At 32.6% G+C, this 17,929-nt stretch carries 16 protein-coding genes; 5 read left to right on the forward strand and 11 right to left on the reverse strand.

Features of this window, described 5'->3' with window-relative positions; genetic code table 11:
* Positions 1-15: 15 nt before the first annotated feature.
* The 3 genes from VOI25_RS10275 to VOI25_RS10285 form a co-directional block, all read right to left on the reverse strand.
* Complete coding sequence (locus VOI25_RS10275) at positions 16-1,338, reverse strand: dicarboxylate/amino acid:cation symporter (protein WP_323788982.1); 1,323 nt, start codon at positions 1,336-1,338, stop codon at positions 16-18.
* A 189-nt stretch (positions 1,339-1,527) separates the two neighbouring features.
* Positions 1,528-2,589 carry a chorismate synthase gene (gene aroC, locus VOI25_RS10280; protein ID WP_323788983.1) on the reverse strand — a complete coding sequence of 354 codons (1,062 nt, stop codon included), beginning with the start codon at positions 2,587-2,589 and terminating at the stop codon, positions 1,528-1,530.
* Between the two features lie 57 nt (positions 2,590-2,646).
* On the reverse strand, positions 2,647-5,583 hold the full coding sequence (locus VOI25_RS10285; protein WP_323788984.1) for an FAD-binding and (Fe-S)-binding domain-containing protein: 2,937 nt from the start codon (positions 5,581-5,583) through the stop codon (positions 2,647-2,649).
* Between the two features lie 150 nt (positions 5,584-5,733).
* Here VOI25_RS10285 and VOI25_RS10290 point away from each other — a divergent pair, with 150 nt between their 5' ends.
* Complete coding sequence (locus VOI25_RS10290) at positions 5,734-6,216, forward strand: hypothetical protein (RefSeq protein ID WP_323788985.1); 483 nt, start codon at positions 5,734-5,736, stop codon at positions 6,214-6,216.
* Between the two features lie 53 nt (positions 6,217-6,269).
* On the opposite strand, the gene VOI25_RS10295 is transcribed toward VOI25_RS10290, so the two are convergent.
* From VOI25_RS10295 to VOI25_RS10305, 3 genes are all read right to left on the reverse strand, one after another.
* Positions 6,270-6,785, reverse strand: coding sequence for a DinB family protein (locus tag VOI25_RS10295; protein WP_323788986.1), 516 nt, complete (start codon positions 6,783-6,785; stop codon positions 6,270-6,272).
* A 94-nt stretch (positions 6,786-6,879) separates the two neighbouring features.
* Positions 6,880-7,359 carry an Lrp/AsnC family transcriptional regulator gene (locus VOI25_RS10300; RefSeq protein ID WP_323788987.1) on the reverse strand — a complete coding sequence of 160 codons (480 nt, stop codon included), beginning with the start codon at positions 7,357-7,359 and terminating at the stop codon, positions 6,880-6,882.
* A gap of 64 nt (positions 7,360-7,423) precedes the next feature.
* Positions 7,424-8,563 carry a M14 metallopeptidase family protein gene (locus tag VOI25_RS10305; RefSeq protein WP_323788988.1) on the reverse strand — a complete coding sequence of 380 codons (1,140 nt, stop codon included), beginning with the start codon at positions 8,561-8,563 and terminating at the stop codon, positions 7,424-7,426.
* 304 nt (positions 8,564-8,867) lie between these two features.
* Here VOI25_RS10305 and VOI25_RS10310 point away from each other — a divergent pair, with 304 nt between their 5' ends.
* From VOI25_RS10310 to VOI25_RS10325, 4 genes are all read left to right on the forward strand, one after another.
* Positions 8,868-9,245, forward strand: coding sequence for a helix-turn-helix transcriptional regulator (locus VOI25_RS10310; RefSeq protein WP_323788989.1), 378 nt, complete (start codon positions 8,868-8,870; stop codon positions 9,243-9,245).
* Between the two features lie 127 nt (positions 9,246-9,372).
* On the forward strand, positions 9,373-9,759 hold the full coding sequence (locus tag VOI25_RS10315) for a hypothetical protein (RefSeq protein ID WP_323788990.1): 387 nt from the start codon (positions 9,373-9,375) through the stop codon (positions 9,757-9,759).
* 2 nt (positions 9,760-9,761) lie between these two features.
* Positions 9,762-10,562 (forward strand): TerC family protein, encoded by an 801-nt coding sequence (locus VOI25_RS10320; RefSeq protein ID WP_323788991.1) that lies wholly within the window; start codon positions 9,762-9,764, stop codon positions 10,560-10,562.
* Entirely contained in the window at positions 10,559-10,885 is a 327-nt protein-coding gene (locus tag VOI25_RS10325) for a phosphotyrosine protein phosphatase (RefSeq protein ID WP_323788992.1), read from the forward strand. Before VOI25_RS10320 ends, VOI25_RS10325 begins: the two co-directional genes overlap by 4 nt.
* A gap of 4 nt (positions 10,886-10,889) precedes the next feature.
* On the opposite strand, the gene VOI25_RS10330 is transcribed toward VOI25_RS10325, so the two are convergent.
* The 5 genes from VOI25_RS10330 to ychF form a co-directional block, all read right to left on the reverse strand.
* Complete coding sequence (locus VOI25_RS10330; protein ID WP_323788993.1) at positions 10,890-13,541, reverse strand: DNA gyrase/topoisomerase IV subunit A; 2,652 nt, start codon at positions 13,539-13,541, stop codon at positions 10,890-10,892.
* A gap of 3 nt (positions 13,542-13,544) precedes the next feature.
* Positions 13,545-14,024, reverse strand: a complete 480-nt coding sequence (locus VOI25_RS10335; RefSeq protein WP_323788994.1) for a hypothetical protein — start codon at positions 14,022-14,024, stop codon at positions 13,545-13,547.
* Between the two features lie 113 nt (positions 14,025-14,137).
* Complete coding sequence (locus VOI25_RS10340; protein WP_323788995.1) at positions 14,138-15,997, reverse strand: DNA topoisomerase IV subunit B; 1,860 nt, start codon at positions 15,995-15,997, stop codon at positions 14,138-14,140.
* 126 nt (positions 15,998-16,123) lie between these two features.
* Positions 16,124-16,579: an SRPBCC family protein gene (locus tag VOI25_RS10345; RefSeq protein ID WP_323788996.1), complete on the reverse strand. Its 456-nt coding sequence runs from the start codon at positions 16,577-16,579 to the stop codon at positions 16,124-16,126.
* Between the two features lie 61 nt (positions 16,580-16,640).
* Positions 16,641-17,735 carry a redox-regulated ATPase YchF gene (gene ychF / locus VOI25_RS10350; protein ID WP_323788997.1) on the reverse strand — a complete coding sequence of 365 codons (1,095 nt, stop codon included), beginning with the start codon at positions 17,733-17,735 and terminating at the stop codon, positions 16,641-16,643.
* Positions 17,736-17,929 lie beyond the last annotated feature (194 nt).

Below are 17,929 nucleotides of genomic sequence, written 5' to 3' on the forward strand. Positions count from 1 at the left end.
TTAAATTTAGAAATTTTATTTTACTTCTTCATAGTTGTCGTCCCAATTCTTCACTTTTGGTTCACCAAGTTTGCCTACAGATTTAGCTACTATCATAGACACAGTTGCATCTCCTGTAACGTTTACGACTGTACGACACATATCTAAAGGTCTATCGACTGCAAATATTAATGCTAATCCTATTGGTAATAGTTCTGGTGGAAGACCAACAGATTCTAGTACAATCACAAGCATCACCATTCCTGCTCCAGGTACGGCTGCACTTCCTATAGAAGCTAACAAAGCTGTTAACACGATAGTAATTTGATCTGCGAAAGTTAAATCTAATCCGAGTGCTTGAAATATAAATACTGCAGCAACAGCTTGGTATAAACTTGTTCCATCCATGTTGATTGTTGCTCCAACTGGTAATACAAAACTAGATACTTCTTTGTCTACACCAATGTGTTCTTCAACGCGTTCCATAGTAACAGGAAGGGTTGCTGCACTAGAACTTGTTGAAAATGCTAGAAGCTGAGCAGGACTTATTTCTTTTAAAAACCAAAATGGATTTTTCTTTGTAATGGTAGCAACAAGAATGCAATAGAATACAATCATTAAAACTAAACCTAAAACTACTACACCAGCATATTTCAATAAAGCATAAAGGATATCTGGGTCGTCTGAAGAAACGACGACATTTGCCAATAATGCGAATACAGCGATTGGAGCACTCAACATAATTAAGTCCACCATTTTTAGAACAATATCATTTAACGAATCAAATAATTTCTTCATTGGTTCAGCTTGTTTTTCTCCTATCAGAAGCATCGAAATACCTAAAAATATGGAGAAGAATATCACCTGAAGCATTAGCTTATTATTACTTAAAGCATTAAAGGCATTATCTGGAACCATATCTTCTAAAAACTGTAATGGTCCTGTATTCATTTGCTTTGAGGCCTCTTCTATTTTTGCTTTAACACTACTATTTTCTGAATACGTTTCAGTAAGTTTGGCAATAGTTTCTTCAGACACACCATCTCCAGGTTGCATAATGTTTACAAGCATTAATCCAATTGAAATGGCAATTACAGTTGTAATTATATATATTCCTATGGTTTTTAATCCTATGTTTTTAAACTTAGAAATATCTTTTAAATCTGAAATCCCTTTAATTAATGAGGCTAATATTAAAGGAATAGCAATCAACTTTAGTAATTTAACAAAAATGGAACCTATAGGTTTAATCCAATCTTCAGTAAACTCTCTTCCTCCAACCTTAAGCATAACAAAGCCAAATACTAAACCTAATAGCATTCCGATTAAAATTTTCCAATGTAGTGCTAGTTTTTTCATATATCGTATTGAAGTTTAAATTAAAAATGTTTTTGTACTTGTTTTAATACCTAATGATTACAGCAACTAAAATAGCTAGACCAAAATAAAATAAAAATCCATATCATCTAGTTTTCTTGGCTTGTTTAAGCTTTTATAAAAACCGTGCGATTGAATCATTCTTCTCTTCTTCAGCCAAATTCAAGATAATTATTGATACATTTTATTTAGCAAGTAAAAATCTGCTAATACCAAAGCTGCCATAGCTTCAACAATAGGAATTGCTCTTGGAACAACGCAAGGATCATGACGTCCTTTACCTTGCATTTCGACAATATTTCCTGAGCTATCTATGGTGTCTTGTTTCTGAATAATTGTTGCAACAGGTTTAAATGCAACTCTAAAATATATATCCATTCCGTTGCTTATTCCGCCTTGAATTCCACCAGATAAATTAGTTTTTGTCGAACCATCTTTGTTGAATAAATCATTGTGTTCACTTCCTTTCATTCGAGCACCACAAAATCCACTTCCAAACTCAAAACCTTTTACGGCATTAATGCTTAGCATTGCTTTACCAAGGTCGGCATGAAGTTTGTCAAATACAGGTTCTCCAAGTCCAATAGGTACATTCTGAAGCACACAGGTAATGGTGCCTCCAATGGTATCCCCTTCCTTTTTAATGGCTTTTATTCTATTTATCATGCGTTCTGCTGTATCCTGATCTGGACAACGCACATCATTACTTTCAGTTTTAGAAAAATCTAAATCCTGATATGGCTTCTCCAGAAAAATAGCACCTACTGAAGACGTATATGCATTTATCTTAACAGTGTTAATCACTTGTTTGGCAATTGAACCAGCAACAACTCGACAAGCTGTTTCGCGAGCAGAACTTCGTCCTCCACCTCTATAATCTCTGATGCCATACTTTTTTTCGTAGGTATAATCCGCATGACTGGGTCGATATACATCTTTGATATGCGAATAATCTTTAGATTTCTGATTCGTGTTTTTAATGACGAATCCAATTGGAGTTCCAGTAGTTTGACCTTCAAATAGTCCCGAAAGGAATTCAACGGTATCAGGCTCTTTACGCTGTGTAACTATTGCAGATTGACCAGGTTTTCTACGATTTAAGTCGTCTTGAATAGCTTCAAAATCAAGTTTTAAACCAGCAGGACAACCATCAATGATTCCTCCAATAGCAACGCCATGCGACTCTCCAAATGTGGTGAGTTTGAAAATTTTTCCGAAGGTATTTCCTGCCATAAAGTAGTTTTTGTGCTAAGTTAATTGATACATTGGTAATAATGAAACAAGTTAATACTATTCTTTTTTAATTAATGCATTCCTCAAAATGGTTACTGGATGTATCGCTTCACGTTGTGTACCGTCTTTTATTTGATGTCTGCAACTAGTTCCATTTGCCGAAATTATCACCTCGTCTGTAGCATTTCTAACCGCTGGAAACAAAGTTTGTTCACCAATTTGCATACTGATATCGTAATGTTTTTTTTCGTATCCAAAACTTCCTGCCATTCCACAGCAACCACTAGGAATTATAGTAACCTTATAATTTTTAGGTAAATTTAATACAGCAAAACTAGACGATTGGTTTGCTAAAGCTTTTTGATGACAATGGCCATGAAACTTAATGGTTTTAAGCTCTGAAGTAAATTGTTCAGATGTAATGTTTCCTAATTCTATTTCTTGCTGAAGGAATTCTTCGATTAAGAAGGCGTGTTTTGCAATAGTCTCTGCTGAAGCTTTGTCATCTGCTAGTTTGATGTATTCATCTTTGAACGTTAGAATTGCTGAAGGTTCTATTCCTAGCAAATAAAAATCATCATCTACAAGAGTCTTAAAATAGTTGATATTCTTATTTGCAATCCTTTTAGCTTCGTCAAGAAAACCCTTTGACAAATATGATCTACCACTTTCTAAGTGGTTAATATATATTACTTTGTAATTTAATGATTCAAGTAAAACTTGAACATCATTAGCTATTTCAGATTCAAGATAATTTGTAAACTCATCAACATATATATGCACAGTTTTTATGGGCTTTTGAGTATAATTCTCATCACCAATCCAATCCGAAAAATTTGCCAAACTTGAATATGACTTCGATACAACAGGTAAGCTTCTCTTGGGATGTATCCCTAAAATGTTTTTAATAATTGATGACGTAAACTTTCCTTGAAAAAGAGCATTAAAAAACTTAGGACTCTTTGAAGCCATCTTATTATATCGCGTAGAATTGGCGAAAAACCGATCTTTAAATTTAAAGCCATTTGCCTTTTGATATTGATACTGTAATTCTGCTTTTAAACTAGCCACATCAACACTACTCGGACATTCACTAGCACATGCCTTACAGCTTAAACATAAATCGAATACCTCTTTTAGTTCTTTATGATTGAATTTGTTTGGTTTGTCTGATTGCGTTAAGAATTCACGTAAAGCATTTGCTCTTGCTCTGGTCGTATCCTTTTCATTTCGTGTTGCTCTATAACTCGGACACATAGTGCCACCAAACTCAGGCAGTTTTCTGCAATCTCCAGAACCATTGCATTTTTCAGCTTCACGTAAAATACCTTGAGAGCTACTGAAATCTAATATTGTTTCAATCTCTGGTTCTTGTCTATCTGCTTCATAACGAAGTGATTCATCCATTGGAAAAGCATTAATGATTTTTCCAGGATTAAAAATATTATTAGGATCAAATACTGATTTAATTCGTTTGAGGATTTCGTAATTATTTGTTCCAATCATTAATGGAATAAATTCTGCTCTAACAATACCATCACCATGTTCACCACTCATTGAGCCTTTATACTTCTTGACTAAATGTGCAACATCAGTTGTTATTTCTCTGAATAATTTAACATCTGCCCTTTTTTTTAAGTTTAAAATCGGACGCAAATGCAACTCACCAGCTCCAGCATGTGCATAATACACGGCTTTTTGTCCGTGTTTTTTCATTAAGCTAGTAAACGCTTCAATATAATTTGATAAATCAGAAATAGAAACAGCAGTGTCTTCAATGCATGCAGCAGTTTTCTTGTCGCCAATCATATTGCCCAGTAATCCTAATCCCGCTTTTCTGAGCTCATTTGCTTTGCTTATATCATTTCCTACAAGCATAGGATTAGCATAGCTTAATTTTGATAACGCCAAAGTTTTTACAACGTCTTGAGCTTTTTCTTCAACTTCTTGAATCGTGTTTGCTTTAACTTCACACATTAAAATGGCTTGAGGATCATCAATTATAAAGGTTCTGTTTTCTTGTTGTATTTTGTTATGTTTCGTTAAATCTAGAATTGTTTTATCCATCATTTCACAGGTGAATAAATTGTGATTCATAACAGGTTCAACAGCATTTAAGCAATTTTGAATGCTTTTAAAATGCGCAGCAATCATTATAGATTCTGAAGGTGGTATTTTATCTAATTGAAGTGTAATTTGTGTAGTAAATGCCAATGTGCCTTCACTACCGGAAAGCAGTTTGCACATGTTGAATTTATTAGTAGATTCTGAAAACACATTTGCTTTAATTAATTCATCAATAGCATAACCAGTATTTCTTCGATGAATTTCTGGTTTTGGAAAGTTGTCTCTAATCTGTTGTTGTACGACTTTTGAAGATAACTCATCAAAAATTTGTTTATAGATGGCGCCTTCAATTGTATTAAGTTGTGTTTTCTCATGAAACGCTTCAGTAGATATTTCAGAAAAAACAGCTTCAGAACCATCACTTAAAATAGTGTGTAATTCTAAAACTTTATCTCTGGTCACACCATATTGAATAGATGTGGTTCCTGAAGAATTATTTCCAACCATACCTCCTATCATGCAGCGATTTGATGTAGACGTATTCGGACCAAAAAATAAGCCAAATGGCTTTAAATAATTATTAAGTTCATCTCTAACAACGCCTGGTTGTACAGTTACTGTTTGTGTTTTTTCATTGATGTCTAATATCTTGGTAAAGTATTTCGATATATCTACAACAATTCCTTTTCCAACACATTGTCCAGCTAGTGATGTTCCTGCGGCCCTCGGAATTAACGACGTTTTATGAGTATTCGCAAATTGAATGAGAGTCTTTATGTCAGTTTTAGTTTTAGGAATTGCTACTGCTGTTGGTAACATTCTATAAACTGAAGCGTCTGTTGCATAGAGGGTTTTCATTAATTCATCAAAATACAACTCACCAGCCAATTGAGATGACAAGATTTGTAATTGAGAATTAGTAACCATAATTATGTATAAGTATGTTTATAAAACTATAAAGAAAATTAATAAAAAATAGTTTTTGGCGTTATTTTTGTAAAAGTAAACGAAATATAAATTATTAGACTTTTTTAAGTCTACATCAATCTTAATTAATAAAAACAAAAATTAAATCTTATGAAAAAATTATTTTTAGTAGCAATTGCATTTATTGGTTTTACAACAGTTAACGCTCAAGAGATTGCAGAAAACGCACTTGGACTTCGTTTAGGTGACAGTGATGGTTTTGGTGCAGAAATATCTTACCAAAGAGGATTGAGTGACAATAATCGTTTAGAATTTGATCTTGGTTGGAGATCAGGAAGCGGTTATGATGGATTTAAACTTTCTGGTTTATACCAGTGGGTTTGGAACATTGATGGAGGATTTAACTGGTACGCTGGTGCTGGTGGAGGAATTGGATCTTATAGCTTTGACAATGTAGTTCCAGGTTTTGATAGTAGCGAAACCTTCGTTTTTGTTGCTGGTGATATAGGTATTGAATATAATTTTGATATCCCATTATTACTGTCTTTAGATTTTAGACCAGAATTAGGATTTGGGGATTTTAGAGATGATATTGATTTTGATATTGCTTTAGGTATTAGGTATCAATTCTAAACCAATTTAAAATACTAGTTAAAAACCACCTTAATTAAAGGTGGTTTTTTTATTTATATATAACGTTCTTTTATGACTTTACAATGATGGTTTTCATGTCCAATTAATATAAAACCTAATGCCCTTACTGAGATGTCAGATTGACTTGCATTCCCAAATTGGAGTAACATATCGTCGGAAAAACTTTCAAAAAGGGAAACTGTAGCTAATCGTAATGCTTTGTATTCTTTTAGTAAACTTTCCTTTGTGCGTATATTAGCCTCACAAGCGTTTGCGTATTTATCTTGATCATAACCTGGTAATGGCGTTTTGTCTTTTCTAGCAAAACACAAAGCTCTATAAGTAAAAATACGTTCTGTATCCATAATATGCTGAACAAGCTCTTTGATCGTCCATTTGTCATCAGCATACGCATAACTAAATTGTTCTTCAGTTAGAGATTCTAAAAATGAAATAATAGTTTCTCCATTTTGTTTTAAGCCTTCCATCAAACCTAATTCACCTGCTTGATCAATATAAGTTTGATAGTAAGGAATACATTCCTTGGAACTGAGTTGATGTCTTGTCATTTTTAAATATTTAGTGTATAAAATAACGAAAAACCCCTCTATCTTTCAAAGATAAAGGGATTAATCCTAGTTAAGATAATTATTAGGTTAAGCTTTACAATTCGTTGAAAATAGTATGCATTAAACGTTTTTTGTCGTTTATACTTTCTTCAAGAGAAATCATAGTTTCAGTTCTGTAAATGCCTTCGATATCATCTAACATAAAGATAATATCTTTTGCATGTGATGTATCCTTTGCTCTTACTTTACAAAATATATTAAATTTTCCAGTCGTAATATGAGCGACAGTTACATATGGTATTTCGCTAATACGCTCTAAAACAAATTTGGTTTGAGACGTATTATTTAAAAACACACCAACGTATGCAATAAATGAATACCCAAGTTTTTTATAATCTAAGGTTAATGATGATCCTTGAATAATTCCTGCTTCTTCCATTTTCTTCACTCTTACATGAACAGTTCCTGCAGAAATCACTAATTTTTTTGCAATATCAGTGAAAGGAATTCTCGTATTATCGATTAACATATCTAAAATTTGATGATCAATTTCATCTAATTTGTACTTTGCCATTATTCAGTTTCTTTAAATTTTATACAAAAATAACGCAAAAAGACTGAAGATAATGTACTAAATGCTAGATATTTTTCATTTTCAATGAATATTTCTCATTATTTATCCATACGAAATCGTTTTCGCTTCCTTCAGCAATTGGTTCGTTGTTAGCTGCAAATACCTCTTGTCCTCTAGCATCAATCTCTTTATGTGCAAAAAAAGAGCTTAAGTCTGAGATTTTTTCAATTTTAGGCGCAAAATGAATAGAATTTTCTATCAATTCTTCATGAAACTGTATGCCAATATCTTTATTGGATGTATTTCTAATTATAATGTCATAAAATAACTTCTGGTTTTCTGGAATTTTAAAATAAGTTTTATGGTTATTTCCAGAAATAGTATGGTCTGAAATGTAGTGTAAAGCAATGAACAAGGATTGGAAAATATACTCACGTGTAATGTCTCTATGATAATCGTTAGGAAAATGTCCCGCTTCGAATAACATGGTAGGAATGTTATGATTTTGAAATGTATCACCAACACAATTAATATTAAAAGCATCGTCATAAATACCGATCTGATTAGGAATTTGCTGTTGTAAATAAGAATTCATTTCTGAAATGATCTCCATAGCAATTTTTCTTGTTGATGTAATTGTGCAATTTTCATCTTGAGCTGGAGCAAGAAATGACACGGTTGCAGGATTATTTGAGTTTCCTGCACTAAATAGTGTGCGCTGACCATGAAGATTAAAACAATAATTTGGCTTAAATGAATCAAAAACCTTCTTTAAGACTTTGCTTTCTGGTTGTGAAAGGTCTTGCGCATCTCTGTTTAGATCAATCTCATTGGCATTTAGCCGAGTATAGGCTTTTGCACCATCTGGATTTAAAATGGGTATAATTCTAATGGTACAAGACGCTAAAATAGATTTTGAAATCGATTCTGAAGCCAATAAAACATTAAGCATGTCAAAAATGGCCTTAGTTGTTGTGCTTTCGTTTCCATGCATTTGTGACCACATGAGAATTTTTTTAGAACCTTTTCCAATTGTTATGCTATAGATGTTTTCATTATTAACTGAATGTCCGATTAAAGCTACTAACGGATTTATTCTAGAGTTTTCTAATAAATTTAAAATTGTTTCAGTATGAATATAGCGTCCAGAAAGCGATAATTCTTTATGGGTTTTGTAAAGGGATTTTAAAAGTTCTGTCTGCATAAAATCGTATTGATTGTAACAAAGGTAATCAAATGACTTTTTACAATTGTAAACACTGTTTTGAGCCAAATCAGATTACATTAGTAAACAAGTACCTTTAGTTTTGATTCTGTTTTGTTTAAAAGGAATAAAGATTTATTCCTTAATATAGATATTGCATTTAAATAATTATAAATCAATATTTTATTAATACTAACTTAATGCAATAGATTAGATGAAATTTGAAGAAAGTATGGCGAATATTGTTATTTCATAAAATAAGTTTACATTTGTAACGTTCATAAATCAATTGCTATTGTTTACAATGATAAACACTGAAGATTTTACAAATAGACTGCAAAAAGTGATGGATTACTACGGTGAATCTGCATCATCTTTTGCTGAAAAAATTGGAGTGCAACGCTCTAGCATTTCACATATTCTTTCTGGTCGAAATAAACCTAGTCTAGATTTTGTTCTAAAGGTACTTTCCTCCTTTCCTGAAGTTGAATTGTATTGGTTAATGAATGGTAAAGGTAAATTTCCGATTGAAGTAAAACATGGGACTCATTCTCCAGAAAAAGAATCGGATGTATTTCCGAAGACAAGTATTCCTCAAATTGAAAACTCTAATGATAAATCTATAGATCGTATTGTTATATTTTATAAGGATGGTAGTTTTCAAAATTTCGAAAATTCGTAACGTTTCGTTTTATTTTTTCAAATACGCTATTATAGGTGCTTTTGATCCAAAATTAATGTGCTCATGAATCCTTCAATATATCTCATTAATTAATTGTCATTTTGTAATTTTGTAAAAAATACAATTCATGAGGATTACCCTAATATTAGCCTGTTGTTTACTTTGTACTAGCTGCTATAACATTGAACGGAATTGTTCTGAATTTAAAACCGGAACGTTTGAGTTCACTTATGTAGTTGATGGTATTGAAAAGACTAGTAAATTTGTTAGGACAGAAACCATGAATATTGATTATTTTGATAATAAAATAGATTCAGCAAGTGTGCGATGGATTAACGATTGTGAGTTTATACAAAAATCGTTGCATCCTAAATCTATGGCCGAAGAGAAAGCTATTCATTTTAAAATTTTGAGCACTGCAAAAGACACCTATACTTTTGAATATCAATTAGCGGTAAAAGAGCCTTATAATAAGCCACGAATTGAAAAAGGTACAGCAAAAAAAATAGACTAATTATGTTAGATTTTTTATTGACCAGTGATGCGATTATGGCATTGTTAACCTTAACGTTTTTAGAGATTATTCTAGGAATAGATAATATTGTATTTATTTCCATAGCCGCAAACAAATTGCCTGAAAACCAGCGCTCTAAAGCAACAAATATTGGTTTAATATTGGCAATGGTCCAACGTATTATATTGCTATTTTTTGTATCCTTTTTAGTCGGACTTTCAAAACCGTTTTATTCTTTAGAAACTTCTTGGTTTGAGGTTCATATAAGTTGGCAAGCGATTATACTATTAGCTGGTGGGTTGTTTTTAATTTATAAAAGCACTTCTGAAATAAGAGAGAAGGTAACAGATCCAGAACATGATGAAGACAATATAAAAGGCAAAAAAATTAAATCCTTGTCGCAAGCCTTGACTCAAATTTTGATTATTGATTTTATTTTTTCAATTGATTCCATTTTAACCGCAGTTGGAATGACTAATAATTTGCATCCAAATCATAATTACACTTTAGTATTGATGATTATTGCTGTTATGATTTCAATTGTTATAATGATTGTTTTTGCTAATCCAATACGCAAGTTTATTGAGATAAATCCGAGTATTCAAATGTTAGGATTGGCGTTCTTAATCTTAATTGGGTTCATGCTTATTACTGAAGCCGCACATTTATCGCATACCGAATTCTTTGGAAACACGGTTGGCGCCATTCCAAAAGGTTACCTGTATTTTGCAATAGCATTCTCTTTATTTGTAGAGTTCTTGAATTATAAGTCGGCTAATCGAAAGAAGAAGAAAACATCATGAACATTTTATTTGTTTGTTCTGCCAATAAGCAAAGGTCAAAAACTGCTGAAGATTATTTTTCTTCCAAAAATCTTAACCACAATTTTCACTCTGTAGGTACTAACCAGAAAATTTGTAATAAAGAAGGCACAAATTTTATTACAGAAAATGATTTAGTTTGGGCTGATTTGGTTTATACTATGGAAGAAAAGCACAGAAAAATCATAAACAAGCACAGCAATAGGATATTTAATAGTAAGATTAAAGTTCTTCATATTCCTGATATCTATAAGTACTATCAAAAAGAGCTACTTGAACTGTTAGATTGTAAAGTGTCTATTTAAAGTATTAAAACAACTTCCCTTGACCTTTCTCATCCACATCTAAGTCATCATCTTTAACTTGAGGAGTGTCTTCTGGTTCTTTAGTTGCATCTGAAGTCGGTTCAATTATTTCATCAACAACCTCAATATCTACGGCATGTACTTCTTCTGGCGCTTCGTATGGTAAAGGTTCTAAGATGTTTACTTGATTCACTTTGTCTTTAGTCAATTGATTACCAAGCGCAGATATTCCTTTTATAGCTATGAATTCTTCAAGATTGACAATTTCATTATCCTTTCGGTCTTTACCTCTTTCTTTGGTGAATTCAATTTCTGCCATTGGTTTCCAGTCGGTAGAAACGATTTCCAATTGGGAGTTAGGATGCTCAGAGATAAACGAATCTTCTTTTCCTTCATTTTCAATTAAGAAACGCTTTACGTAATACATTTCTTTTTCGCCATTAAAATAGATAACAGAAATTGGTTTTTTAGGAATCCATTTTTCTAAGACAATCATATCGTTATCAAAATGTGTTGTAAGTTCTGGTAAAATGGTTTTAGCCATTCCAGATTGTGTAATGATTAGCAAACGATCTTCACCTCTAAACTCACCAACCAATTCACCTCTTCCATCAACGTTAAGTCGTTGAACTGTATCGTCAAACCATATTTTTCGTGGTTTTAAAGTGGAAACACCTTTTTCTTTAAGTTCAATTTTCTTAACTGAATATTTGGTAACACGATTTCCTTTAGATGCACGACCTTTAATAAGGACTTCGGCAAAATCAATATCCCATTTTAATTTTTTAATACTACCAGCTTGTCTCAGATGAATTGTAATGACTTCAGCTTCACCATTTGGGTTTGCTGAAAAGTACCAAACTTTAGAACCTTTATTTTCATTGGTCAAATCGTATTCGCGATCACGAGTTACTGAGGTCACTGCAAAACGTTTGATATATGTTGGACCTTTACTACCATCCCGATAAATCATATTATAAATGGTACGTTTATCTTTTTTCTTAAAGACAGCAACGTGAATAATATCTTTACCGATAAAGGTTTTGCTATCCACTTTGGTAACCATCATTTTGCCTTCATTTGTGAATACAATAATATCATCAATATCACTACAATCACAGACGTATTCATCACGTCTTAATGAAGTACCTATAAAGCCTTCCTCTCTATTGACGTAAAGCTTTGTATTTCGAATAATCACCTTTGCAGCATCTACATCTTCAAAAGTTCTGATTTCAGTTTTACGTTCACGACCTTCACCATAGTCTTTTTTAAGACGCTCAAAATAAGTAATTGAATACTCGATTAAGTTTGCTAAGTGATGTTTCACTTCTGCAATTTGATCTTCAAGCGCATCAATTTTTTGTTGAGCTTTATCAATATCAAATTTTGAAATACGTTTGATTCGGATTTCTGTTAAACGTGTAATATCTTCAACAGTGATGGCACGTTTTAAATGTTTAATATGTGGTTTTAATCCTTTATCTATAGCGCTAATTACACCATCCCAAGTTTCCTCTTCTTCAATATCACGATAGATTCTTTTTTCAATAAAAATACGCTCTAAGGAAGCAAAATGCCATTGCTCTTCAAATTCACTAAGCTTGATTTCTAAGTTACTTTTTAAAAGCTGAACAGTATTATCTGTTGAACGGCGTAACATTTCAGAAACACCGACAAAAAATGGTTTATTATCTTCAATTACACATCCTAAGGGAGAAATTGAAGTTTCACAACTGGTAAAAGCGTAAAGAGCATCAATGGTTTTATCTGGCGAAATTCCTGAAGGTAAATGCACTAAAATTTCAACATCTGCAGCAGTATTATCTTCAATTTTTTTAATCTTGATTTTTCCTTTATCATTCGCTTTTAGGATAGAATCAATTAATGACGACGTATTTGTTCCGAAAGGAATTTCAGTAATAACTAAGGTGTTTTTATCAAGTTGTGAGATTTTAGCTCTAACTCTAACCTTTCCGCCTCTTAATCCATCATTATAATTTGAAAAATCTGCAATACCTGCTGTTGGAAAATCTGGAAGAATGGTAAATCGTTTTCCTTTTAAATGTTTTATTGAGGCATCAATGAGTTCTATAAAATTATGAGGTAATATTTTAGTTGAAAGTCCTACAGCAATGCCCTCGCCACCTTGTGCCAATAACAAAGGAAACATTACTGGTAAATTTACAGGTTCTTTACGACGTGCATCATAACTCGATTGCCATTCTGTAATTTTTGGGTTGTAAACAACGTCTAATGCAAATTTTGATAATCGCGCTTCAATATAACGTGATGCTGCAGCACGATCACCCGTGAGAATATTTCCCCAGTTTCCTTGCGTATCGATTAATAAATCTTTTTGACCAATTTGAACCATAGCATCTGCAATACTTGCATCACCATGTGGATGGTATTGCATGGTATGACCAACTATGTTTGCAACTTTGTTATATCGACCATCATCCAAATCTTTCATGGAATGCATGATACGACGTTGCACTGGCTTAAAACCATCTTCAATAGCTGGAACAGCGCGTTCTAAAATTACATACGATGCGTAATCTAGAAACCAATCTTTATACATACCAGTAACCTTGGTAATAGTTTCGTTATTATCGTCTTGTTCGTTGACTAAATCGTTAGTATCATCACTCATTAATTATGAAGCTTTTTTATTTGCTTTTACAATTTTTTTCAAAGATTGTCTTATATATCTGCGTTTGCGTCTTGTGACCAAAGTAATATTGAAAGTTTCTCTTCGTTTTTTACCTCTAGAATCTTTAATGTAAATTGATAATGTTCTATATATTATATAATTTTTAAAACTGTAGGCTATTAAACTTTCCTTTTCAAATTCGAGCACATGTTGTCTGTAGTTAAAATATTGAGAAAGTAATAATCCTTTATTTGTTAAAATGACTTTTGTGCCATCACTGTCATATTCAAAAAACTTACATATAAAATGGACTAGAAAAAATAATCCAGCAAATACAACTGCAAAAATCACAGAATTCAATGTTGGATTGCCACTGAAAATTCTTAGTGATTTTATAAAAATAGGCAACGCAATGGCTAAAACTAGGAGAACAAAATATATTGATGTAATTATTTTCTTGACGTGTGAATTATTGGTACGCATAAAGTATTCTTGTAGTTTTTAATTAATATTTAAGGCATTTACTTCGAGTATCAGTTGTTGACAAAAAACCACTTTTAAAGACTACAAATAACATTTGACTACTTTTTTTCATTCTAAGCATTATCTTCAACTAAATCTAATTCTACTTTTAAATTTTCAATAATAAACTCTTGACGAGTTGGCGTGTTTTTTCCCATATAAAAAGACAATAACTCTTCTATAGACATATCTTTATCAAGCATAACAGGATCTAATCTAATATCTTCACCTATAAAATGCACAAATTCATCAGGAGAAATTTCACCAAGACCTTTAAAACGTGTAATTTCTGGCTTAGGTTTTAGCTTTTCAATAGCATTCCGACGCTCTTCTTCTGAATAACAATAGATGGTCTCTTTTTTATTACGAACTCGAAATAATGGCGTTTGCAAAATATACAGATGACCTTCTTTAATTACTTCAGGAAAAAACTGCAGAAAGAATGTAATTAGAAGCAATCTAATATGCATACCATCAACGTCAGCATCTGTAGCAATAACAATATTATTATAGCGCAAGTCTTCTAAAGATTCTTCAATATTTAAAGCTGCTTGTAACAGGTTAAATTCTTCATTTTCATAAACAATTTTTTTACTTAATCCATATGAATTGAGAGGTTTTCCTTTTAAGCTGAACACTGCTTGAGTATTCACATCTCTAGATTTAGTAATACTTCCAGAAGCCGAATCTCCCTCAGTAATAAATAAGGTCGTTTCTAGGTTGCGTTCGTTTTTAGTGTCACCAAAATGCACGCGGCAATCGCGTAATTTTTTATTGTGAAGATTTGCTTTTTTTGCTCTGTCTTTCGCTAGTTTTCTTATTCCTGAAAGCTCTTTTCGTTCGCGTTCAGCCTGGAGAATTTTTCGTTGTATTTTTTCAGCAGCATTTGGGTTTTTATGTAAAAAATTATCCAGGTATTTCTTTAAGAAATCATTAATATAAGTACGAACAGTTGGTAAACCGCCTCCCATATCTGTAGATCCTAATTTGGTTTTTGTTTGACTTTCAAAAACAGGCTCCATGACTTTTATAGAAATGGCAGAAACTACAGATTTTCTAATATCTGAAGCTTCGTAGTTTTTCCCATAGAATTCACGTATTGTTTTCACTAAGGCTTCACGAAACGCAGCTAAATGTGTTCCACCTTGCGTCGTGTTTTGCCCGTTAACAAAACTGTGATACTCTTCACTGTATTGCGTTTTACTATGTGTTAAAGCTACTTCAATATCATCACCCTTTAAATGAATAATATCATAAAGACGATCTGTTTCAGTGATATTATCTGCTAAAAGATCTTTAAGTCCGTTTTCACTATAAAATTTTTCTCCATTAAAAACAATGGTTAAACCAGGATTTAGGTAGACGTAATTTTTGAGCATTTTAGCAACATACTCATTACGGTACTTATAATTTTTAAAAATAGTTTCATCAGGAATAAAGGATACTTTGGTGCCTTTTCTTCTTGATGTATCGTCTAACAGGTCTTGATTCGTAAGGTTTCCTTGTTCAAATTCTGCTGAAGCCGATTTTCCATCACGTGTAGATTCAACTCTAAAATAATTTGAAAGTGCATTAACCGCTTTTGTACCAACACCATTTAATCCAACCGACTTTTTAAAAGCGCGAGAATCATATTTTCCGCCAGTATTCATTTTTGAAACGACATCAACGACTTTACCTAGAGGAATCCCACGACCATAATCTCGAACAATGACTTTATTGCCTTGTATAGAAATTTCTATTGTTTTTCCTGCTCCCATAACGTATTCGTCAATGGAATTGTCTAAAACTTCTTTTACTAAAATATAAATGCCATCATCTGGAGATGAACCATCACCTAATTTACCAATATACATACCTGGTCGCATTCGGATGTGTTCTTTCCAGTCAAGCGAGCGTATGTTATCTTCGGTATATTTGGTTTCTTGAGACATAAATCAGTGAAAAAATTAGAATAGGATGCAATATAACATAACCCTACAAAAAATGAAATACGATTTACACAAAGTAATTAACAATAAAAGCCCAATATTGTTGAGAACATTGAAGTTTTATTGAATTTAAGATAATTCTTCTGCTTTTAGCTTTAAAAAAGCATTTCTAGTTGTTAAAAGTTTGGTCATGTAACGCTTAAGAAACACTACATTGGCTATTTTGCCAAGGATCCCAAAAGGAGATTGGAATTGAAATTTATCGACCATTAAGGTTTGGTTTTGTTTGGTTTTAAAAATATGTTCGTGTTTAAACGATTTAAAAGCACCAGAAACCATTTCGTCAACAAAGTAATGCGGACGTTCAAACTCAGTGATTTTTGAGGTTAATTGTTGTTTAATTCCGAAATGATGGGCTTCCCAAGTTACCCATTCTCCTAATTCGATTACACCCGATGTTTTTCCAGCAATGGCTTTTTCTTTTGAATGTATTAGAGATACTGTATGAAAATCAATATTTCGAGATAAATCAAAACAGGTTTGAATATCTGCATTAATTAGTGTTTTGATTTCTATTAAGGACATTCAATAATATTTAGGTCTCAACTGCGCTCGACCTGACAGTTATGAGTAAATAGCCAAAACGTTATACATTAAACAAGAAATGCATCACATCGCCATCTTTAACGACGTAATTCTTTCCTTCAACACGCATTTTCCCCGCTTCTTTAACTTTAGCTTCACTACCATATTGAACATAATCATCATAGGCAATAACTTCTGCTCTAATAAATCCTTTTTCAAAATCGGTATGAATAACACCTGCAGCTTGAGGTCCTGTTGCACCAACATCGATAGTCCAAGCTCGAACTTCTTTTACTCCTGCAGTAAAATACGTTTGCTGATTTAACAATTTGTAAGCTGATCTAATTAGTTTTGCTGAACCCGCTTCATCAAGTCCGATGTCTTGAAGAAACAGTTGTCGTTCTTCGTAATCGTCTAATTCATTGATATCTGCTTCTGTTCCAACGGCAAGAACTAATACTTCTGCATTTTCATCTTTAACAGCTTCTCTAACTTGTTCTACATAAGAATTTCCTGAAACAGCACTACCTTCATCAACATTGCAAACATACATCACAGGTTTTGCTGTGATCAATTGAGCTGGTTTTACAAATTCTTCTTGATCTTCATCACTAAATTCTAGAGCTCTAACCGATTTCCCAGCCTCTAAACCTTGTTTCAGTTTGATTAAAACAGCTTCTTCTTTTTGAGCGTCTTTATTTCCGGTTTTAGCAGCACGTTTGACTTTGTCCAGTTTCTTTTCAACGGTTTCCAAATCTTTAAGCTGCAATTCCATGTCGATAGTTTCCTTATCACGAATTGGATCTACACTTCCGTCTACATGAACAATATTATCATTATCAAAACAACGCAATACATGAAGAATTGCATCTGTTTCACGAATGTTACCTAAGAATTGATTGCCTAAACCTTCACCTTTACTCGCACCTTTTACTAGACCTGCGATATCAACAATCTCAACGGTTGCTGGTAAAACACGTTCAGGATTTACCAATGCCTCTAATTTCTGAAGTCTTGGATCTGGTACATTTACCACACCAATATTTGGTTCAATAGTACAAAATGGGAAATTTGCACTTTGTGCTTTAGCATTCGATAAACAATTAAATAAAGTTGATTTTCCTACGTTTGGTAATCCTACTATTCCGGCTTTCATAAATAATGATTTTTGCGAGTGCAAATATAGGTTTTCCTCTTGGAAATCATACGAACTAAAACTTAAAAAACATGAGGTTGATAATTTGCCAAATAATCCAAACAAATACTAAGCCTACAATTGCAAAGAGTGTGCATCCTAAATATTTCCAAAACCCATTGTATTCTTTTTTACGGTCTTCCATTCCTGCAAAA

It is taken from the genome of Psychroserpens sp. (assembly GCF_034670085.1).
Classification (GTDB): Bacteria; Bacteroidota; Bacteroidia; order Flavobacteriales; family Flavobacteriaceae; genus Psychroserpens.